The sequence below is a fragment of the Burkholderia sp. Bp9142 genome (assembly GCF_003853415.1).
Classification (GTDB): domain Bacteria; phylum Pseudomonadota; class Gammaproteobacteria; order Burkholderiales; family Burkholderiaceae; genus Burkholderia.
Genome location: NZ_QTPP01000010.1, coordinates 162,863 through 180,860, shown reverse-complemented (window position 1 = coordinate 180,860; position 17,998 = coordinate 162,863). Strand labels below are relative to the sequence as shown.

Genomic DNA, 17,998 nt, shown 5'->3' with positions numbered 1-17,998 from the left:
CTCCCGATGCCATCACGATGCCGCCCATGAACGTCCTCGATCGCCAGAACGCCAAGCGTGCCGCTTCCGCCGGAGCGGCGGATCTCGTCGCGGTCGTGTCGGACGCGGGCAGCGAGGACGTGATTCGCCGCGTCGCGCAGGACCTGTCGATCACGCGTGCCCACGTGCAGCCGGGCGACTGCGACGACGCGATCCGGCTGCTGCAGCACAACGAGCGTTCGCCGCGCCAGCTGATCGTTGACGTGTCGGATTCGGTGCTGCCGGTGTCGGACCTGATGCGGCTCTCGGAGGTGTGCGACCCGTCGGTGCGGGTCGTCGCGGTCGGCACGCAGAACGACGTCGGGCTGTTCCGCAACCTGCTCGGCATCGGCGTGCAGGACTACATCGTGAAGCCGCTGACCGTCGAGTTGATGCGGCGCGCGCTGACCGCGACGGAATCGGTCGTGCAGGCGCGCACCGGCAAGGTCGTCAGCTTCGTCGGCGCGCGCGGCGGCATCGGCGCGACGACGATCGCGGTGAGCCTTGCCCGCTGCCTCGCGGGGGAGAAGCGCCGCCGCGTCGCGTACGTCGACCTGAACCTGCATGGCGGGGGCGCGAACTCGATGCTCGGGCTGTCGAGCAACAACGGGCTGATCGAACTGCTGAACATGGAACAGCGTCCCGACGACGCGTTGTTCGACCGCATGTTCGTCACGAAGGGCGACCGCCTGCATGTGCTGTCGGCCGAACTGGCGTACGGCGAAGACGCGCCGCTGCGCGACGATGCGATCGCGCAGCTCGTCGGCATGCTGCAGGACCGCTTCCATTACGTGCTGTTCGACGTGGGCACCCGCGCCGGCAAGCTGTTCGAGGGTGCACTGGAAGCGTCCGATCTCGTCTATGTCGTCGCCGACCGCTCGGTACATGCCGCGTACGAAGCCGCACGGCTTGCGCGCTTCGTGAGGGAGCTGCCGGGCGAGCGGCTGTTGTCGATGGTGCTGAACAATCCGCTCGAGCCGGTCAAGGGGCGCGTCGCGCAGACCGACTTCGAGGACGCATTCGGCGGCGTGAGGCTGCGCGAGCTGCCGCACGAGCCGCAGTCGCTCGCGACCGCCGAGAACCTCGGCGAGCCGATCGAAGGCGCGAAGCGCCATGGCTTCCTGGACGAGATCCGGCGGCTCGCGAACGGCATCACCGGGGAATCGATGGCCGTCGCCGAGCCGTGGTATGCGCGCTTCGTCAGATGGAGGAAAGGATCGTGACGTTCGGCACCCGCAAAGAGCCGACGCCGGACGCTGCACCGGTGGGCACGCCTGCCGCGCCGCGCGGCGACGCACCGGCGCCGGGGCCGGTCGCGAGCCCGGCTCCCGCGCCTGCCCGCGGGCCCGCGGCGGCCGATACCCAGGAGGCGCTGATCCGCTCCGGCAAGTTCGACGCGATTCGCACCGCGGTGTTCACGTCGATGAACATGTCGGCGGCGCTGATGAAGACGCGCGACGAAGTGCGTGCGGGCATCGAGCAGGTGGCCGCGCACACGGTCGAGCGCGAGCGCCTGAAGATCACGGCGGGCGAGCAGGTGCTGATCGTCGATGCGATCCTGAACGACATGTTCGGCGTCGGGCCGATCGAGCCGCTGCTCGCCGACGACACCGTCTCCGACATCCTCGTGAACGGCCCCGACCAGGTGTACGTCGAGCGCGCGGGCCGGCTCGAACTCACGTCGCTGAAGTTTCGCGACAACGCGCACGTGACGAGCGTCGCGCAGCGGATCGCGGCGGCGGTCGGGCGCCGCGTCGACGAGAGCAGCCCGATGGTCGATGCGCGTCTCGCCGACGGCAGCCGCGTGAACGTCGTGCTGCCGCCGATCGCGATGCGCGGCGCGTCGATCTCGATCCGCAAGTTCGCGAAGCGAGACATCACGCTCGCGCGGATGGCACATCAGGGCAACATCTCGCACGGGATGCTGCAGGTGCTGAAGATCGCCTGCGCGTGCCGGCTGAACATCGTGATCTCGGGCGGTACCGGCTCGGGCAAGACGACCTTGCTCAACGCGCTGTCGCAACACATCGAGGAGCACGAGCGGATCGTCACGATCGAGGATGCGGCCGAGCTGCAACTGCTGCAGCCGCACGTCGTCAGTCTCGAGACGCGGCCGGAGAATACCGAAGGGCTCGGCGGGATCTCGCAGCGCGACCTCGTGCGCAACGCGCTGCGGATGCGGCCGGACCGCATCATCCTCGGCGAAATCCGCGGTGCCGAGGCGTTCGACGTGCTGCAGGCGATGAACACGGGTCACGACGGCTCGATGACGACGATCCATGCGAACTCGCCGCGCGACGCGATCAGCCGGCTCGAAAGCATGGTCATGATGGCAAACGCGAACCTGCAGCTGCTGTCGATCCGGCGCCAGATCGCGAGCGCCGTGCACCTGTTCGTGCAGGTCGAGCGGATGCGCGACGGCGTGCGCCGTGTGACCCGGATCACGGAGATCGTCGGGATGGAAGGCGAGGTGGTGATCACGCAGGACCTGTTCGCGTTCCGCCAGGAGGGCGACACGACGCGCGAGGTGGTGAAGGGCGTGTTCGAGGCATCGTCGCTGCGGCCCGCGTTCGCGCCGCGCGCCGCGTACTACGGTGTCGAGGACGCGCTCTCCGAGGTATTCCGGCAATGAGGGCCGCGGACCTCGTCGCGCTCGGCGCATTCGTCGTGATCCTCGCGCTGGGCCTCGTGCTGTCCGCGCTGCTGGATCGTGCGGGCCGCACGCCGGAGCAGCGCATTCGCGCGCGGATGCAGCACCTTGCACCGTCGCTGGCGGGCCGGAAGGCCGGTGCGGATGCCGTGCCCGGCGTCGCGCTGTTCAACCTGCCGCGCCGGCAAAGCCGCGCGCGCGCGTGGCTGCAGCGCTACGTGACGCGCGTGCGCGCGGTCGGCGGCGAACGCGGGATGCGGATCGTCGTCGCCAGCACGATCGCCGGCGCGATCGCGGCGATCGTCGCGATGCAGTTCGTCGCACTCCCGCGCGTCCTGCATCCGCTGATCTACGTGGGGCTGCCGCTGGTGGCGATGCGCGCCAGCTACCGCGCACTGGTCGAGCGTTTCCGGCTGCGTTTCCTCGAAGCATTCCCGGACGCGATCGACCTGATCGTGCGTGCGGTGCGCGCAGGCATTCCGGTCACGCAGGCGATCAGCACGGTGGGCGACAGCGCGGCCGAGCCGGTGCGCTCGACGTTCCGCACGATGGGCGACAGCCTGCGCGTCGGCGCCGACCTGAAGGACGTGCTGACGTACGCGGCAGACCGGCTGATGATCGCGGACTTCTCGTTCTTCACCGTCTACCTGCTGCTGCAGCGCGAGACCGGCGGCAGCCTCGGCGAGACGCTCGACGAGTTGTCGAGCATCATCCGCACGCGTCGCGACATTCGCCTGAAGACACGCGCGTTGACCGCCGAGGGGCGGATCACGACGAAGATCATTTCGGCGGTGCCGTTCGTGATGATCGGCGCATTGTTCGTCGTGAACCGCGCATACGTGATGCTGCTGTTCGACACGCACGCCGGACGCGTGCTGCTGACGATCGCCGCCGTGCTGCTGACGATCGGACTGCTGACGATCCACAAGATCTCGAAACTGGATACCGCGCGATGACCCTGTCGATACTGGCCGCCCGCGGCCTCGAACTGTTGCTGTTGCTCGCGTGTGTCGCGGCGGCGCTTGCGACGCCCGGCGGCGGCACGCGCCGGCGGATCGCCGCGCGCGTGCAGCAGGCGGCCGGGCAGCGCCCGCAGTCGCTGGTGCCGGGGCGGCTGCAGCCGGGCGAGGTGCGTCAGGACCTGACGCGGCGGCTCGCGCAGCTCGGCGAGCGGCTGCCCGTGCTCGATCCGATGCAGCGTGCGAAGCTCGGGCTGCAGCTGACCCGGGCGGGTTTTCGCGAGCGCCGCGCGGTGTCGTCGATGATCGGCATCAAGCTGAGCTGCGGCGTGCTGTTCGCGGGTATCGCGATCGTGTTCAGCCCGACCATTCCGCGTTTCGGCGAATACTTCGTGATCCGCGCGGTGGCGATGGTCGCCGCGTTCGTGATCGGCGTGATCGTGCCGGAATACGTGCTCGGCGCGATGATCCGGCGGCGCCGGCGGATCATCGCCGCGTGCTTTCCGGATGCGCTCGACCTGCTGGTGATCTGCACGATGGCCGGCAACAGCCTCGCATCGGGCGTGCGGCGCGTCGCGCGCGAACTCGAGCGCATCTGCCCGCCGCTCGCCGACGAACTGACGGTATGCGCGGACGAATTGACGCTGAGCGGCAACGTGTCCGAAGTGCTGACGCATTTCGCGCTGCGCGTCGACTTTGCGTCGGCACGCTCGCTTGCCACGACGCTCACGCAATCGCAGCGATTCGGCACGCCGGTCACGCAGGCGCTGCGCACGCTGTCGCGCAGCGAGCGCACCGAGCAGATCGTCGCGCTCGAGGAAAAGGCCGCGAAGCTCGCGCCGAAGATCACGCTGCCGATGATGCTGTTCATCCTGCCGACGGTCGGCCTGATCGCGGCGGGCCCGGCGGCGATCCGCCTGCTCGAGGTGTTCAAATGACACGATCCGTCATCTGTGCGCTCGCATTCGCGGCCCTGCTGCCGGTGCTGACCGGCGGCTGCGCGCCGGGCATCCAGACGAGGCCGGCGCTGTCGCACAAGAGCGACGACCCGCAGGCCGAACTGCGCATTGCCGACAGCGCGCTCGCCGGCGGCAACGTCGATCTCGCGTCGACGCTGTACGAGAAGGTGCTCGCCCGGCATCCCGATTCGCTCGCGGCGCGCCTGGGGCTCGGCGACGTCCACTACCGCAGCGGCGATCTGGAGCGTGCGCGGATTCTCTATGAGCAGGCACGGCAGCAGGCACCTGCGGAACTCGGGCCGCAGGTCGGGCTCGCGCGCGTCGCGTTGCGGCAGCGTCGGCTCGATGAGGCCGCCCGGCGCTACCGCGACCTGCTGGCCGCGCAGCCGAACCTTCCGCTCGCGGCCGAAGGGCTCGGCACGGTGCTCGACCTGCAGGGCCGCCACGAGGACGCGCAGGCCGTGTACCGGGATGCGCTGCGCGCGCATCCGGACGCGCAGGGGCTGCGCGTCGACCTCGGGCTGTCGCTCGTGCTGAGCAACCGGCCGCGCGAGGGCGTGAACGTGCTGCTCGACGTGGCCGGGCTGCCCGACGCGCCGTGGCAGGCGCGCCAGAACCTCGCGTTCGCGTATGGCGTGCTCGGCAACACCGATTCGGCGAAGAAGCTGCTGTCAGCGGATCTGCCCGCATCGGCGGTGGCCGACAATCTGCGCGTCTACCAGGCAGTGCGCGCGCAGTTGGCGTCGCGCCCGGCGCCAGCCGCCGCGCGACCGTTGAAGGGTGCCGCGCTCGAGCCGCGCGCCGTGCCGCCCGCCGCGGGGGCCGCAAAATGACACGCGGGGCGATGGGCGCCCGCCACGCGCGCGGCGTCGTATCCCTCGAATTCGTGCTGATGCTGCCGTTCCTGCTGATGGTGCTGATCGGCATCATCGACACGAGCCTGCTGCTGTGCGACAAGGCCGTCATCACGAACGCGAGCCGCGAGGCCGCGCGTGCCGGCGTCGTGCTGCGCGTGCCGATGCTGACCCCGACGCAGATCGCCAACGTCGCGCTGAGCTATACGCAGAACAGCCTGATCACCGGCGGCACCGCGACGACGCCGAACGTGACCGTGACGCAGGCGAACGGCACGACGGCGGGCACCGCGCTGACGGTCACGGTGACCTACACGTATTCCGGGCTGGTGCTGGGTTCGGCGTTCAGCGCGCTGACCGGCCCGGTGACGATTTCGGCCAGTTCGGTGATGCTCTATGAATGACGCAGCCGGCACGCGACGCATCGGCCCCCCGCGCGCGCGCGGCTCCGTCGCGCTGTTCTTCCTGATGTTCCTGATTCCGCTGCTGTCGTTCGGCGCGCTGGCGATCGACATCGCGTGGGTGGCCACGGTGCGCAATCAGCTGCAGAACGCCGCCGACGCGGCCGCGCTCGCGGCGGCCGATGCGATGATGTCGCCGACGGGCGGCGCGCTGAACTGGTCGCAGGCCGCGCCGGCCGCGAACGGTGTGATCGCGCAGAATTCGGCGGCCGGCGCACCGCTGGCGACGGGCACGGTGACGACCGGCTACTGGAACGTGACGCGTACCCCCGCATCGATGCAGTCGACCACCATCACGCCCGGCGCATACGACGTGCCGGCGGTGCAGGTCACGGTATCGCGCGCGCCGGGCGTGAACGGCGGCTCGATTCCGCTGCTGCTCGGTGGTCTGCTGGGCATCCCCGGTGCGTCCGGCAGCGCGACCGCGATCGCGGTGCTCGCCGCGCCGGGCGGGGTGGCGGCGGGCGGCCTCTTTCCGATCGCGATCGACCAGTGCGTGTACAACCAGTACTGGAATGCGCAGACCAACCAGCCGCTGATCAATCCGCTGACGGGCTTGCCGTACGAATTCTCGATCACGAACGGCCAGACCTACGGCGCGCTGTGCATGGGCGGCCAGTGGACGTCGTTCCAGTCGACCGCGACCGACACGACGACGATGGGCGGCCTGATGGTGACCGGCAACCCGACGACGCTCAATATCGGCGACAGCATCTATCTCGCGACCGGCGTCAAGGCGACGCTCTACACGTCGGTGCCGATCGGCACGACGGTCGTGCTGCCGGTCGTCACGCAGACGTCGAGCAGCACCTACGTGCCGATCGTCGCGTTTGCCGCGTTCCACATCGACGTGTCGCTCGGCGGCACCTACAAGTACATCCAGGGGCACTTCGTCGCCGGCGTGAAGATGACCGGTGTCGCGACGGGCGTCGGGCCGTATTACGGCGTGTACGTGCCGCCGCGGCTCGCGTTGTGAGCGTCGTGCCGCGCGCGGCGCAGCAGCACCAGCAGCGCGAAGAGCGTCACGGCGGGGCCGATCTGCGGTAGCTGCAGCCACGGGTTCAGGTATTCGGCGACCGGCAGCGCCCACATCAGCGCGATCGCGCTCTGTTCGCCGCGCAGCCAGCCGTCGCGCCAGCCGATCGCCAGCATGCAGGCGATCGCGATGGCGAGCCACGCGAGTTCGTAGTGCCACACATAAGGGTTCGCCGTGAGCGTCGCGACCGTCAGCACGGCCGCGCGCAAGCGGGTATCGCGCGACTGCGCCCACACGATGCAGGCGGCTGCGATCGCAATCGCGGCGATACACGCATGCGCGGCATACGCGGCGCCGAGCGGCACGCCCGCAAGCCGGAGCGTCGCGAACGGTGTCGGCGATACGAGCCAGAACACCACACCCTGTTCGAGGACGATCGAGCGCGCGAGTCCCGTGCTGGCGACGAACAGGCGCAGCGACTCGAGGCCGCAGATCAGCACGCTCAGCGCGACGAACGTGCCGGTGGCAAGCGCGGCCCACGCGATCGTGCGCCATGCGCGCGCCGCAACCAGCACGAACGGGAACAGCAGCGCCATCTGCGGCTTGACCGACAGCAGGCCGATGCAGAAGCCGGCCCACATCGGCCGCCGGCCGGCCCAATGGACGGCCAGCGCCGCGCACGATGCCGTCAGGAACGCGTTTTGCCCGAGCGTCGCGGTGACGAACACGCAGGGCGCGGCGGCCAGCGCGAGCGTACCGGAGCGCCATGCGCCGGGAATCGTGCCAAGGCCGGATACGCGCCACGCGGCGAGGCCGAGCACGACGACCCCGAACGCGACGAACAGCGGATAACCGAGCGCGAAGGGCAGCAGCGCCAGCGGGGTCACGAGCAGCAGATAGGTGGGCGGGTACAGCCACGGGGCGAAGGCGTCGCGGCGAAGGTTCGCGAACAGCTCGGCCGATAGCCGCGAGAACGCGGAGAAATCGTACGCCTGCGATGGCGAGCCGTGCAGCATGACGTACGATGCCGACCAGAATATCGAGAAGTCGGCGCCGGCGCGCGACAGGAGCGTTCCGTGCGCATGACGAATGACGGTTGCCCAGATCGCGATGAACAGCACGTAGAACACGAGCATCAGCGCGCTGTACAGGGCGAGGCGTCGCGGTGTCAGCCACGCGGCGACCGGCCGCTTCGCCGAGCGCATCGATTGCTGCGGAATGTCCAATTGCCGCGCCCCCGTTCTACTTGAACGATGACTTGCGGGCGGCGATGCCGGCGCCTGCCGGTATCGCGGTGCGGCGGCGGGCCGCGTGCGCGCGCTTCAGGGGGAACTGCAGCAGCTTCGACGCTGGCTGCGCGGCGGCGTCCCGCTCGGCACGGTAGCGGCGCCTGACAAGATAGACGGGGCGCTGCTTGGACTCGTGATAGATCCGGCCGAGGTATTCGCCGATCACACCGATGCCGATCAGCTGGATGCCGCCGACGAACAGCACGACGGAAATCAGCGACGGGTAGCCGTGCACCGGATTGCCGAACAGCAGCGTCCGCACCACGATGAAGGCGCCATACACGAGTGACAGCATCGCGAACGTGAGGCCGACGTAGGTCCACACGCGCAGCGGCACCGTACTGAAGCTCGTGATGCCCTCGAGTGCGAAATTCCAGCGCCGCCATCCGGAAAACTTCGAGCGGCCGCCGCTGCGCGGCGCACGCGTGTATTCGACGATCACGGTGCGAAAGCCGACCCACGCGAACAGCCCTTTCATGAACCGTCGCCGCTCCGGCAGCGCGCGCAGCGCATCGACGACTTCGCGATCCATCAGGCGGAAATCGCCGACGTTTTCCGGCATTTCCACCTCGGACAGCGCATTGTGCACGCGATAGTAGAGCGCCGCCGCCGCGCGCTGCAGGTAGGGATCGCACATCCGGTCGGTGCGTTTCGCGGCGACGACCTCGGCGCCCCCGCGCCAGTGTTCGATCATCGCGGGAATCAGCGCGGGAGGGTCCTGCAGGTCGGCGTCGATCAGGATCACGGCGGCGCCGGCCGCCTCGTCCAGGCCAGCGGTGAGCGCCGCCTCCTTGCCGAAGCGGCGCGTGAGATCCACGACGTGCACGCGCGCGTCGCCGGCGGCGACCGCGAGCAGCCGGTCGAGCGTGCGATCGCGGCTGCCGTCGTTGATGCAGACGATCTCGAAGCGGACGCCGTCGACCGATTCGAGAATGGGCAGCGTTTCGGCAAAGAACGCGTCGATCGCTTCCTCTTCGTCATGAAACGGCACGACGAGCGATATCAGCGGCTTCCTGGCGTGCGTGGACATGCTGCGGCTCCCCGAGAGATCCGGCCTGCGCTGCACCGTATGGTTCCGGTTGTCGTGTGCCGAACGGGCCCGGCCCGGTTCGGCGCGAATTCGGTTCCGGCCTGCGTGTCCACCGCCGGCCGGACGACGGGTGTTGCGTTCATTGTAGGCAGGAATCGGCGATTCGTAACACGTATCGATCGATTTGCACGCCGGACGGCTCACCGGGGAAAACACCGGTCGGCGGTTGTCGGCGTGCCGCGCGCGGCGGCGCTAGGATGGCATTTTCAATGCCGAAGGAGGGCGCGATGCACGTTCAGGATCTGGCTGGCGCGCCGCTCGATTTCTGGGTGGCGATGGCGGAAGACCTCGGCGCGCCGCGCGTCGGCGCCGCGGGGTGCACGGTCATTCGCGAACCGGGCGGCGCGCCGGAGCCGTACGCGCCGTCGTCGGCGTGGGCGGACGGCGGCCCGCTCGTCGAGCGCTTGCCGTTCGGCGCGTTCGAACGCGACGGCGGGCACGGCGCGTGGCGCGCCGTGCTGCACCGGGCGGTGCCGGCGGCGGGCGAGCGCTGCACGTTCAACCAGTCGGGGCCGACGCTGCTGGTCGCCGCGATGCGCACGCTGGTCGCGTCGACGTTCGGCGACGACGTGCCGGATCTCGACATGTCGAAGCCGCGCTGAGCGCTTGCGAACGCCGGTTACGCGGCCGACAGGTTGCGCACTGCGATCGATGCGACGTCGACGCGTCTCGGCAGGATCGCGTCCGCGGCCGCACGATCGGCGACACGCTGCAGCACGTCGATGTCCGCGCCGGTGACGCCGCGCTGCGCGAGTGCCGCGCGGCGGGCGATATCGGCGGCGGCATCGCGCGGCAGGCGCGTGAGCGACGCATAGACGCTCGCGTAGTCGGCCGGATGCGCGAGCGCCCACTGCCCGGCGCGGGTGAGCCGCGCAAGCACGTCCGACAGCGCCGCGCGCTTCGATCGATCGTCGAGCGTGTCGACCGGCGACGTGAGGAAGGCAAGCCCCGAATTGATCCCGCTGCCGTCGCGCACGATGCGCGCGCCGCGCCGCACCACGTTTCCATAATATGGATCGAAGGTCGCCCAGATGCCGATCTGCTTCGCCTCGAACGCGGCGAACGCATCGACCGGCAGCACGAAGCGCACGTCGACGTCGCCCGGTGCGAGGCCGTGTTCGCGCAGCGCGCCGTACAACTGGTATTGCGAGATGCTGCCGCGCGCCGACGACACGACGACGGTGCGCCCCTTCAGGTCGGCGACCGTGCGCACCGGGGAATCGGGCTGCACGACGATGCCGAGCGATGCCGGCGAGCCGACGCGCGTCGCGACGATCCGCAGCGCCGGATCGCCGAGCGCGGCCGTCAGCACGGGCAGGTCGCCGGCCGGCGCGAGATCGATCGCGCCCGCGCGCTGCGCTTCGAACAGCGGCGCGGCGCCCTGGAAATTCGCCCAGCGAAACCGGTACGGCACGCCGTCGAGCACGCGCGCGGCCTCGGCCAGCGCGCGCAGGCCGCCGGCCTGGTCGCCGAGCACCAGCGTGACGTTCGACAGGTCGGTGCCGGCCGCGCGGGCGGGCAGTGCGGCGGCGCCCGCAAGCGGTGCGGCAGCCAGGGCGGCCACACGCAGCAGTGCGCGGCGGCGGGCCGGGGCGGGGGGCGAAGTCATCGGCGGCGGGTCCTCGGTGATCCGCGCGCAGGCCGCGCGGCTGCCGGGCAGATTACGGAATCGGTCGGGCGCCGGCAAACATCGAATCGCGAAATGCTTATTCGCGTACAGGCGGTGCATGGTGGTGGGGAAAGCAACGGCCGGGCGCCCCGGCGAACCCCCGGCAGCGGCTCTAGCCTGCCGCGGCGACGGTGCGCAGGAACGCGCGCACCGCGGGCGCCTTCTCGAAGCGCCGGTGCGCGAGCGCGAGTTCGGACATGATCGGCTTGCCGGCGATCGGCCGGTACACGACGCCCGGCAACGACACGCAGCCGGCGAGCGCGTCCGGAATCACGGCGACCCAGCCGTTCACCGACACGCAAGCGAGCACCGCGAGCAACCCGCCCGGCCGCGCGGCGATCACCGGCGCGAAGCGGCCGCGGCGTGCGACTTCGAGCGTGCCGCGTTCCTGTTCGGGCACCGCGAAGCGTGCGTCGGCGAGATCGGCGGCCCGCACGGCAGTCATCGACGCGTAGCGCGAATCGGCCGGCACCGCGGCGACGAACACGTCGCGCTGCAGCGTGACGATCCGCAGCCCGCCCGGCAGCGGCAACGGCGGGCGGACGTAGGCGAGATCCAGCCGGCCTGCGTCGAGCTGCTTCGCGACGTCGTCCATCGGCACTTCCCGCAGGTTCAGCTCGATGCGCGGATGCGCGGCGCGGAACGCGCCGACCGTGCGCTGCAGCGTGCCCGAATAGACGGCCGACGACACGTAGCCGATTTCGATGCGGCCGAGTTCGCCGCGCTCGGCCAGCGTCGCGAGTTCGCGACCGCGCTGCAGATGCTCGAGCGCGGCAGTTGCCTCGGCGAGAAACGCTTCGCCCGCCGCCGTCAGCGTGACCGCGCGGCGCGACCGCTGAAACAGCCGCACGCCGAGCAGCCGCTCGGCTTCCTGGATCTGCCGCGTGAGCGCGGGCGGCGCCATCTCGAGCGCGTCGGCCGCGCGGGCGAAATGCAGGTGCTGCGCGACGCTCAGGAACGCGCGTACATGACGGAATTCGAGCAGATTCATGATTGCAATTTTCGTCAATAAAACTGCATGGATATATCAATGACGGGCAATACCGGCCAAGCCTAGCATACGGCTCGTTCCTCTTGCTCCGGAGCCGCCGATGTCCCAGCCTTCCCCCGCCCCGCGCGCAGGCGCGCCTGCCGCCGCGCGCGCGGGCACCCGCCTGCCGGCCGCCGCGACGCTCGCGGTCGCGTCGGCGACGTGCTCGCTGATCGTGCTCGACACGAACGTCGTCGCCGTGTCGCTGCCGAGCATCGCGCGCGGCTTCCATGCGAGCTTCGCCGACATCGAATGGGTCGTGAGCGCCTACATGACCGCGTTCGCCGCCTGCCTGCTGCCGGCCGGCGGGCTCGCGGACCGCTTCGGGCGCAAGCGCATGCTCGGCGCGGGGCTCGCGCTCTTTGCGCTCGCGTCGCTCGGGTGCGGGATCGCGCCGTCGGCCGGCTGGCTGATCGCCGCGCGCGCGGTGAAGGGCGGCGGGGCCGCGCTGCTGCTGACGGCCGCGCTCGCGGTGATCGCAAACCGCTTTCCGGACGGGCGCGAACGGGCCCGCGCGTGGGCGATCTGGGGGATGTGCATGGGGATCGCGACGGCCGTCGCGCCGCTTGTCGGCGGGGCGATCACGCAGTGGATCGGCTGGCGCTGGGTGTTCCTGATGAACCTGCCGGCGTGTGCGCTGCTCGCGGCCGGCGCGCGCGTCGCGATCGACGAGTCGCGCGATCCGCACGCGAAACGGGTGGACGCCGCCGGCAGCGTGCTGTTCGGCGCGGCGCTCGCGTGCGCGATCGCGGCGCTGATCGGCGCGCCGTCGCACGGCTGGCTGTCGGCCGCGACGCTCGGCCGGTTCGCGCTCGCCGCCGCGCTGCTGGCCGCGTTCATCGGCGCGGAGCGCTGGCAGGCGCGCCCGATGATCGATCTCGCGCTGTTCCGCCAGCCGCGCTTCGTCGGCGCCGTGCTCGCGATGTTCGGCTATGCGGCGTGCGCGCAGGTGATGATGACGTTCCTGCCGCTGTACCTGCAGAACGCGTTCGGCATGTCGGCGATCGACGCGGGGCTCGGGATGCTGCCGTTCGCGGTCGCGATGATCGCCGGGCCGTCACTCGGCGGCATGCTCGCCGCGCGCGTGTCGTCCGGCGGCGTGCTGGCGGGCGGGCTCGCACTGATCGGCGCGGGCGATCTCGCGACCGCGGCGCTGACGGCCGCCGGCGACTATCGGCTCGTCGCGCTCGGCATGTTCGTGACGGGCTGCGGCGCCGGCATCATGAACGGCGACACGCAGAAGGCGATCATGGCGTGCGTGCCGCCGAACCGTACCGGGATGGCGTCGGGCATCAGCACGACCACCCGCTTCTCGGCGATCGTGACGGCCGTCGGCGTGCTCGGCGCGGTGCTGGCCGCCAGCACGCACGCGCAACTCGAGCGGCTGCTGTCCGCCGCGCCGGGCGTGCGGGCATTCGTCGATGCGCGGTTCATGTCGAGCCTGCTGGCCGGCGATCTCGCGCAGGCGCTCGCGCACGTGCCGCCGTCGGCCGCACGCACGCTCGCGGATGCGGCGCCCGCGGCTTTTGCGGGCGGATTCGCCGTCGCGCTGACGGTGAGCGGCGTGCTCGCGCTCGCGGCCGCCGTCGTTGCATGCAAGTTGCTTGCGCAACCGATGCGTGACGCGTGATGCGTGCGCCGTCCATTTCGTGCGAAGACACGTGGCCGTTACGCTTGCGCGTTCCGGTTTCGCGCGGCGTGTTCAGGATGCCGTCATCGATCGGGATTCTGTTGCCCGTGTACGCGATGCCGCCGATGCTCGCGCAGATCGCGGTCGTGCTCGCCGCGCTTCCGACCGGCACGGGGCCGTACACGCTGGCCGAGTTCCATGAGCGTGAAGCGCACGTGACGTCGCGCGCGATTCTCCTGTCGACGCTCGGGGCGGTCGTGTCGCCACCGGTGCTGTTCGCGATCGCACGGCACGTGTGACGTTGCGCGCGGCGCGGCGCGCGACTCGGCGTGATTCAGGGCGAGTCGGTGCGGTTCAGTGCGGCTTCGTCGCGATGCGATGGCTGCGTGCCGCACGCGCGACGCGCGGCTGCTGCGATGTGCCGCAACGCGTTGCCTGCCGGCGGCGGGTGCGTCGCGCGGGTTCGGGCGGGTCGTTGGCGACCGGCACCGGCGTCTGCGCGTTTGCATTTGCGGCAACCGCCGCGACGGCCGGTTGCGCGGCCTCCGCGTCGAGCCAGCTGCGTGTCGCTTCGGCGATCAGCGCGCGCAGCCAGCGCACGCCGTCGACGCACGAACCCGACTCGTTCCACGTCATCCGGTACACGATGTCGGGCGGCTCGGCCGGCAGCGCGACCGCGCCGAGCGGCAGCAGCTTCGCGTAGTGGCGCGCGAGCCGGTAGGTGGTGGTCAGGATCAGGTCGGAGCGCACGAGCGTATGCGCGGCGAGTTCGAAATGCGGCAGCGTGACGACGATCCGCCGCTGCAGGCCGACGCGTTCGAGCTGCCGGTCGATCGCACCTGATGCTTCGAGCCACGACGGCGTCGGGCACAGCTGCGCTGCCTGCGCGAATTCGGCGGCCGTCATCGCGCCGCGCCGCGCGAGCGGATGCGTCGCGCGCATCAGGCACACGACGCGGTCGTCGAACAGGTCGTCCTGCCGGAACCGCGACGAACGGGCGGGGCGATTGTCGATCACGACGTCGAGTTCACCGTCGGCGAGCGCGCGTTCGTCGTCGAAGCCGTCGCCGAGCGGATGGAACACGAGTTGCGCGTTCGGCGCGCGTTCGCGGAACAGCGCGACGAGCTTCGGCACGAACAGCACGTTCAGGTAGTCGGGGCAGCCGATCCGGTAGGTGCGCACGGAGGTGCGCGCGTCGAAGGTCGGCTGCTGGATGCGGATGAAGTCGATCACGCGCAGCGCATTGCGCAACGGGTCGATCAGCCGCGCGCCGAACTCGGTCGGCACCATCCCGTAGCGGCTGCGCACCAGCAGCGGGTCGCCGAGCAGCGTGCGCAGGCGCTTGAGCGCGGCGCTCGTCGCCGGCTGCGACATGTTCAGCCGCACGGCCGCGCGCGACACGGTGCGCTCGGTGAGCAGCACGAGCAGGATGCGCATCAGCCGCGCGTCCAGTACGTCGAGCGCGCCCGTTGCGTCGGACGCGTCGAGGGGAAGGCCGTTCGGCTCCGGTGCGTCCCGCATGTCGCTACGCGTTCCCGCGGCCCGTCATTTGACGAAGGTGCCCGGCCAGCCGACGATCCGCTTCGGACGTGGCGGCGCATAGGTGCGGACCTTCGACGTCTTCAGCTTCAGGCGCACCAGCGATTCGGCGAGCGCGACCGCGGCCGAGACGCCGTCGACGACGGGCACGCCCGTGCATTCCTCGATCTGCCGGTCGAGGCCGGCCATCCCGCCGCAGCCGAGGCAGATCACTTCCGCGTGATCGTCCTTCACCGCGCGCTGCGCCTGGCCGACGATCGACTCGATCGCGCGGGCCGGGTCCGCCTCGAGTTCGAGCACCGCGAGGCCGCTCGCGCGCACCGACGCGCAGCGCGCATCGAGCCCGGCGAGCTTCAGGCGATCCTCGATCAGCGGCACCGTGCGGTCCAGCGTCGTGACGACCGAGTAGCGGTGGCCGAGCAGCATCGCGACGCTCGCGGCCGCTTCGGTGATGTCGACGACGGGCACCGTCAGCAGTTCCTGCAGCCCTTCGCGGCCGTGTTCGCCGTAGCCGGCCTGGATCACCGCGTCGTACGGCTCGTCGTAGCTCAGCACGCGGTCCATCACGGCGATCGCCGCGAGGTAGCTCTCGAAGTTGCCTTCGACCGACTCCGCGCCGAAGCGCGGCGTCAGCCCGACGATCTCCGTGCCCGGCGACGCGGCGGCCTGCGCCTGCGCGGCGATGGCGTCGGTGATCGACTCGGTCGTGTTGACGTTGACTACCAGGATTCTCATGGGTGCACTCCGTATGCTGCGTTCAGTGTTCGGCGCAGGCGACCGCGATGTGTTCGCCCGAGCGCGCCTCGTATTGCCGTTTGCGATCGGCCGTCAGCCAGTACACGCTGCCCGCGATGGCCGCGCCGAGCAGCCAGGAGAACGGCGTCATCGCGCTGAAGGCCGGCACGACGGCGAGCGTGATCGAGATCAGCGCGGACGGCACGAGCGCCGCAAGCGCCTTGCGGTTCACGCCGCGCGTATAGAAATAGGCGCCGGTGGGCGCTTCGGTGTAGAGATCCGGCACGTTCACGCGCTGCTTGCGCACGAGCCAGTAGTCGACCGTGATGATCCCGTACAACGGGCCGAGCAGCGCGCCGAGGCCGGACAGGAAGTAGACGATCACGATCGGGCTGTTGTACAGGTTCCATGGCAGGATCAGCACCGCGACCGTCGCGCTGATCAGGCCCGCGCGGCGGAACGTCAGGCGGTGCGGCGCGAGGCTCGTCAGCACGAAGGCCGGTGCGACGAAGTTCGCCATGATGTTCACCGCGACCGTCACGATCAGGAACGCGAGGCAGCCGAGCACGAGGAACAACTTGTTCGGCACCGTCGCGATGATCTCGGTCGGGCTGTGGATGATCTGGCCGTTCAGCTTGAACTGCGCGCCCGCGAGCACGAAGCTGATCGTCGCGAACACGAGGATGTTCACCGGCAGGCCCCAGAAGTTGCCGACCCGCACCGTCTTCGCGCTCGGCGACGAGCGTGCGAAATCGCAGAAGTTGAGCACCAGCGTGCCGTAGATCGCGAGCCACAGCGCGCCGCCCGCGAACACCTCGGTCCACATCTTCAGTCCGGTCATCGGCTTGCCGATCGACATCGCGAGATGGCCGCCGGTGCGGCTGAACATCCACGCGGCGAGCGACAGCGTCGTGACGAGGATGACCGGGCCGGCGAGCCCCTCGTACTTGCGGACCATCTCCATCCCGTAGGTGAGGATGCCGATCTGCACGAGCCAGATCGCGACGAACGTGATCCAGCCGAGCGTCGACAGCCCGAGGATCGCGTTCTGGTCGAACGCGGCGAGGCCCGGCCACACCGCGGTGAGCAGCACGCGCAGCACGACCGACGCGAGATAGGTCTGGATCCCGAACCAGGCGATCGCGATCACCGCGCGGATCATGGCGGGCAGCAGCGCGCCGTAGATGCCGAAGCTCATCCGGCTGATCACCGGGAACGGCACGCCGGTCTTCTGGCCCATGTAGCCGGTGAGGTTCATGCAGCAGTACACGAGCACGGCGCCGATCGCGAGCGATGCGAGCATCTGCCACCCCGACAGGCCGAGCGCGAACAGGCCGATCGCGAACGAATAGTTCGCGATGTTGTGCACGTCGTTGGTCCACAACGCAAAGATGCTGTAGCGACCCCAGGTCCTGCCCTCGGCCTTGGTCGGCGCGAGGTCGGGATTGTGCAGCCGCGGGCTCGGCGCGGGATCGCGCGCGGCCGTACCGGTTCGATGCAATGCGTCGTCCGCGTCGAGCACGATGCCCGCGCGGTGGGTGGCTTCCAGTTGCACGCCTTGTCTCCTTCCATGTTTGGGGCGCGAACCGGCAGCGTATGCACGCAGCGCGGGCCCGGCCGCCGTGGACGTTATGTCTCGGATTTGTTCGCGAGTATGGGTGGCCGCCGCGGCGATGGGAAATTAAATATTCGGCTGGGCGTCATTTGAAAAATGAATGGGATGCGATCGCTGGCGGCGACGGCGCGAGGCACGCGAATTGCTGGTCAGAGGGCTCCATCCACGTCGACATCAGCGGAGGTGTCATGCAGCGATATTCCATTCGTCACGTATCGCGAGCCGTCTTCGCCGGCATCCTGATCGCCGGCCTGGCGGCGGGTGCGGGCTGTCAGAAGAAGAGCGAGACCGACACCGGCGGCACCGGTGCGAGTTCGAGCGCCACGGGCGGCATGGCGCCGGCGCCGTCCACCGCGCCGTCGGGCATGCCGGGCAGCGGCACGACAGGCGGCGCGGCGAGCATGCCGGGCGCGGCATCCGCGCCGGCAGGCGCGAGCGGCGGCTGACGGCGGGAGCGGGCGGCGCCCGCCGCGTAGGCGAGCGCGCCGCCCGGTGCTGCCGCGGTGACATGCCGGTGCGGCATG

Annotated in this window: 18 protein-coding genes; 10 read left to right on the top strand and 8 right to left on the bottom strand. The window is 70.2% G+C overall.

Annotated features, from left to right (window positions below; genetic code table 11):
- Window positions 1-17 precede the first annotated feature (17 nt).
- Genes DIE22_RS14170 through DIE22_RS14140 form a run of 7 tightly spaced genes read left to right on the top strand, consistent with a single transcriptional unit; the run spans window position 18 to window position 6,877 of the window.
- Window positions 18-1,241, top strand: a complete 1,224-nt coding sequence (locus DIE22_RS14170; RefSeq protein WP_124605340.1) for an AAA family ATPase — start codon at window positions 18-20, stop codon at window positions 1,239-1,241.
- The gene (locus DIE22_RS14165; RefSeq protein ID WP_124500831.1) at window positions 1,238-2,650 is read left to right on the top strand and encodes a CpaF family protein; all 1,413 of its coding nucleotides are present in this window, start codon (window positions 1,238-1,240) and stop codon (window positions 2,648-2,650) included. Before DIE22_RS14170 ends, DIE22_RS14165 begins: the two co-directional genes overlap by 4 nt.
- Window positions 2,647-3,624, top strand: a complete 978-nt coding sequence (locus tag DIE22_RS14160; RefSeq protein WP_124605339.1) for a type II secretion system F family protein — start codon at window positions 2,647-2,649, stop codon at window positions 3,622-3,624. Before DIE22_RS14165 ends, DIE22_RS14160 begins: the two co-directional genes overlap by 4 nt.
- Entirely contained in the window at window positions 3,621-4,565 is a 945-nt protein-coding gene (locus tag DIE22_RS14155) for a type II secretion system F family protein (RefSeq protein WP_124500829.1), read from the top strand. Before DIE22_RS14160 ends, DIE22_RS14155 begins: the two co-directional genes overlap by 4 nt.
- Window positions 4,562-5,419 (top strand): tetratricopeptide repeat protein, encoded by an 858-nt coding sequence (locus tag DIE22_RS14150; RefSeq protein WP_124605338.1) that lies wholly within the window; start codon window positions 4,562-4,564, stop codon window positions 5,417-5,419. Before DIE22_RS14155 ends, DIE22_RS14150 begins: the two co-directional genes overlap by 4 nt.
- A complete protein-coding gene (locus tag DIE22_RS14145) occupies window positions 5,416-5,844 on the top strand; it encodes a TadE/TadG family type IV pilus assembly protein (protein ID WP_124605337.1) in 429 nt (142 codons plus the stop codon). The genes DIE22_RS14150 and DIE22_RS14145 overlap by 4 nt, the downstream gene beginning before the upstream one ends.
- Complete coding sequence (locus DIE22_RS14140) at window positions 5,837-6,877, top strand: TadG family pilus assembly protein (RefSeq protein ID WP_124605336.1); 1,041 nt, start codon at window positions 5,837-5,839, stop codon at window positions 6,875-6,877. Before DIE22_RS14145 ends, DIE22_RS14140 begins: the two co-directional genes overlap by 8 nt.
- Here the strand turns inward: DIE22_RS14140 and DIE22_RS14135 are convergent.
- Window positions 6,841-8,103: a glycosyltransferase family 87 protein gene (locus tag DIE22_RS14135; protein ID WP_260426667.1), complete on the bottom strand. Its 1,263-nt coding sequence runs from the start codon at window positions 8,101-8,103 to the stop codon at window positions 6,841-6,843. The two genes, DIE22_RS14140 and DIE22_RS14135, sit on opposite strands and share 37 nt — an antisense overlap.
- Before the next feature lie 16 nt (window positions 8,104-8,119).
- On the bottom strand, window positions 8,120-9,196 hold the full coding sequence (locus tag DIE22_RS14130) for a glycosyltransferase family 2 protein (protein WP_124500825.1): 1,077 nt from the start codon (window positions 9,194-9,196) through the stop codon (window positions 8,120-8,122).
- Between the two features lie 287 nt (window positions 9,197-9,483).
- Here DIE22_RS14130 and DIE22_RS14125 point away from each other — a divergent pair, with 287 nt between their 5' ends.
- On the top strand, window positions 9,484-9,858 hold the full coding sequence (locus DIE22_RS14125) for a phage protein NinX family protein (RefSeq protein WP_124605335.1): 375 nt from the start codon (window positions 9,484-9,486) through the stop codon (window positions 9,856-9,858).
- A gap of 17 nt (window positions 9,859-9,875) precedes the next feature.
- Here DIE22_RS14125 and DIE22_RS14120 read toward each other — a convergent pair whose 3' ends face one another.
- Window positions 9,876-10,865, bottom strand: coding sequence for an ABC transporter substrate-binding protein (locus DIE22_RS14120; protein ID WP_124500823.1), 990 nt, complete (start codon window positions 10,863-10,865; stop codon window positions 9,876-9,878).
- A gap of 172 nt (window positions 10,866-11,037) precedes the next feature.
- On the bottom strand, window positions 11,038-11,916 hold the full coding sequence (locus tag DIE22_RS14115) for a LysR family transcriptional regulator (RefSeq protein WP_124605334.1): 879 nt from the start codon (window positions 11,914-11,916) through the stop codon (window positions 11,038-11,040).
- A 100-nt stretch (window positions 11,917-12,016) separates the two neighbouring features.
- On the opposite strand from DIE22_RS14115, the gene DIE22_RS14110 reads away from it, so the two are divergent.
- On the top strand, window positions 12,017-13,585 hold the full coding sequence (locus DIE22_RS14110) for an MFS transporter (protein ID WP_124605333.1): 1,569 nt from the start codon (window positions 12,017-12,019) through the stop codon (window positions 13,583-13,585).
- A gap of 77 nt (window positions 13,586-13,662) precedes the next feature.
- Window positions 13,663-13,884 carry a hypothetical protein gene (locus DIE22_RS14105; RefSeq protein ID WP_409410192.1) on the top strand — a complete coding sequence of 74 codons (222 nt, stop codon included), beginning with the start codon at window positions 13,663-13,665 and terminating at the stop codon, window positions 13,882-13,884.
- 55 nt (window positions 13,885-13,939) lie between these two features.
- Here the strand turns inward: DIE22_RS14105 and DIE22_RS14100 are convergent, their stop codons facing one another.
- The 4 genes from DIE22_RS14100 to DIE22_RS38740 all read right to left on the bottom strand — a co-directional run bounded on the left by DIE22_RS14100 (window position 13,940) and on the right by DIE22_RS38740 (window position 17,997).
- Window positions 13,940-15,106, bottom strand: a complete 1,167-nt coding sequence (locus tag DIE22_RS14100) for a LysR family transcriptional regulator (RefSeq protein ID WP_124605332.1) — start codon at window positions 15,104-15,106, stop codon at window positions 13,940-13,942.
- A gap of 24 nt (window positions 15,107-15,130) precedes the next feature.
- Entirely contained in the window at window positions 15,131-15,859 is a 729-nt protein-coding gene (locus DIE22_RS14095; protein ID WP_124605331.1) for an aspartate/glutamate racemase family protein, read from the bottom strand.
- Window positions 15,860-15,881: 22 nt separating this feature from the next.
- Window positions 15,882-17,414, bottom strand: a complete 1,533-nt coding sequence (locus DIE22_RS14090; RefSeq protein ID WP_124500818.1) for an NCS1 family nucleobase:cation symporter-1 — start codon at window positions 17,412-17,414, stop codon at window positions 15,882-15,884.
- A gap of 331 nt (window positions 17,415-17,745) precedes the next feature.
- Complete coding sequence (locus DIE22_RS38740; RefSeq protein WP_260426666.1) at window positions 17,746-17,997, bottom strand: hypothetical protein; 252 nt, start codon at window positions 17,995-17,997, stop codon at window positions 17,746-17,748.
- Window position 17,998 lies beyond the last annotated feature (1 nt).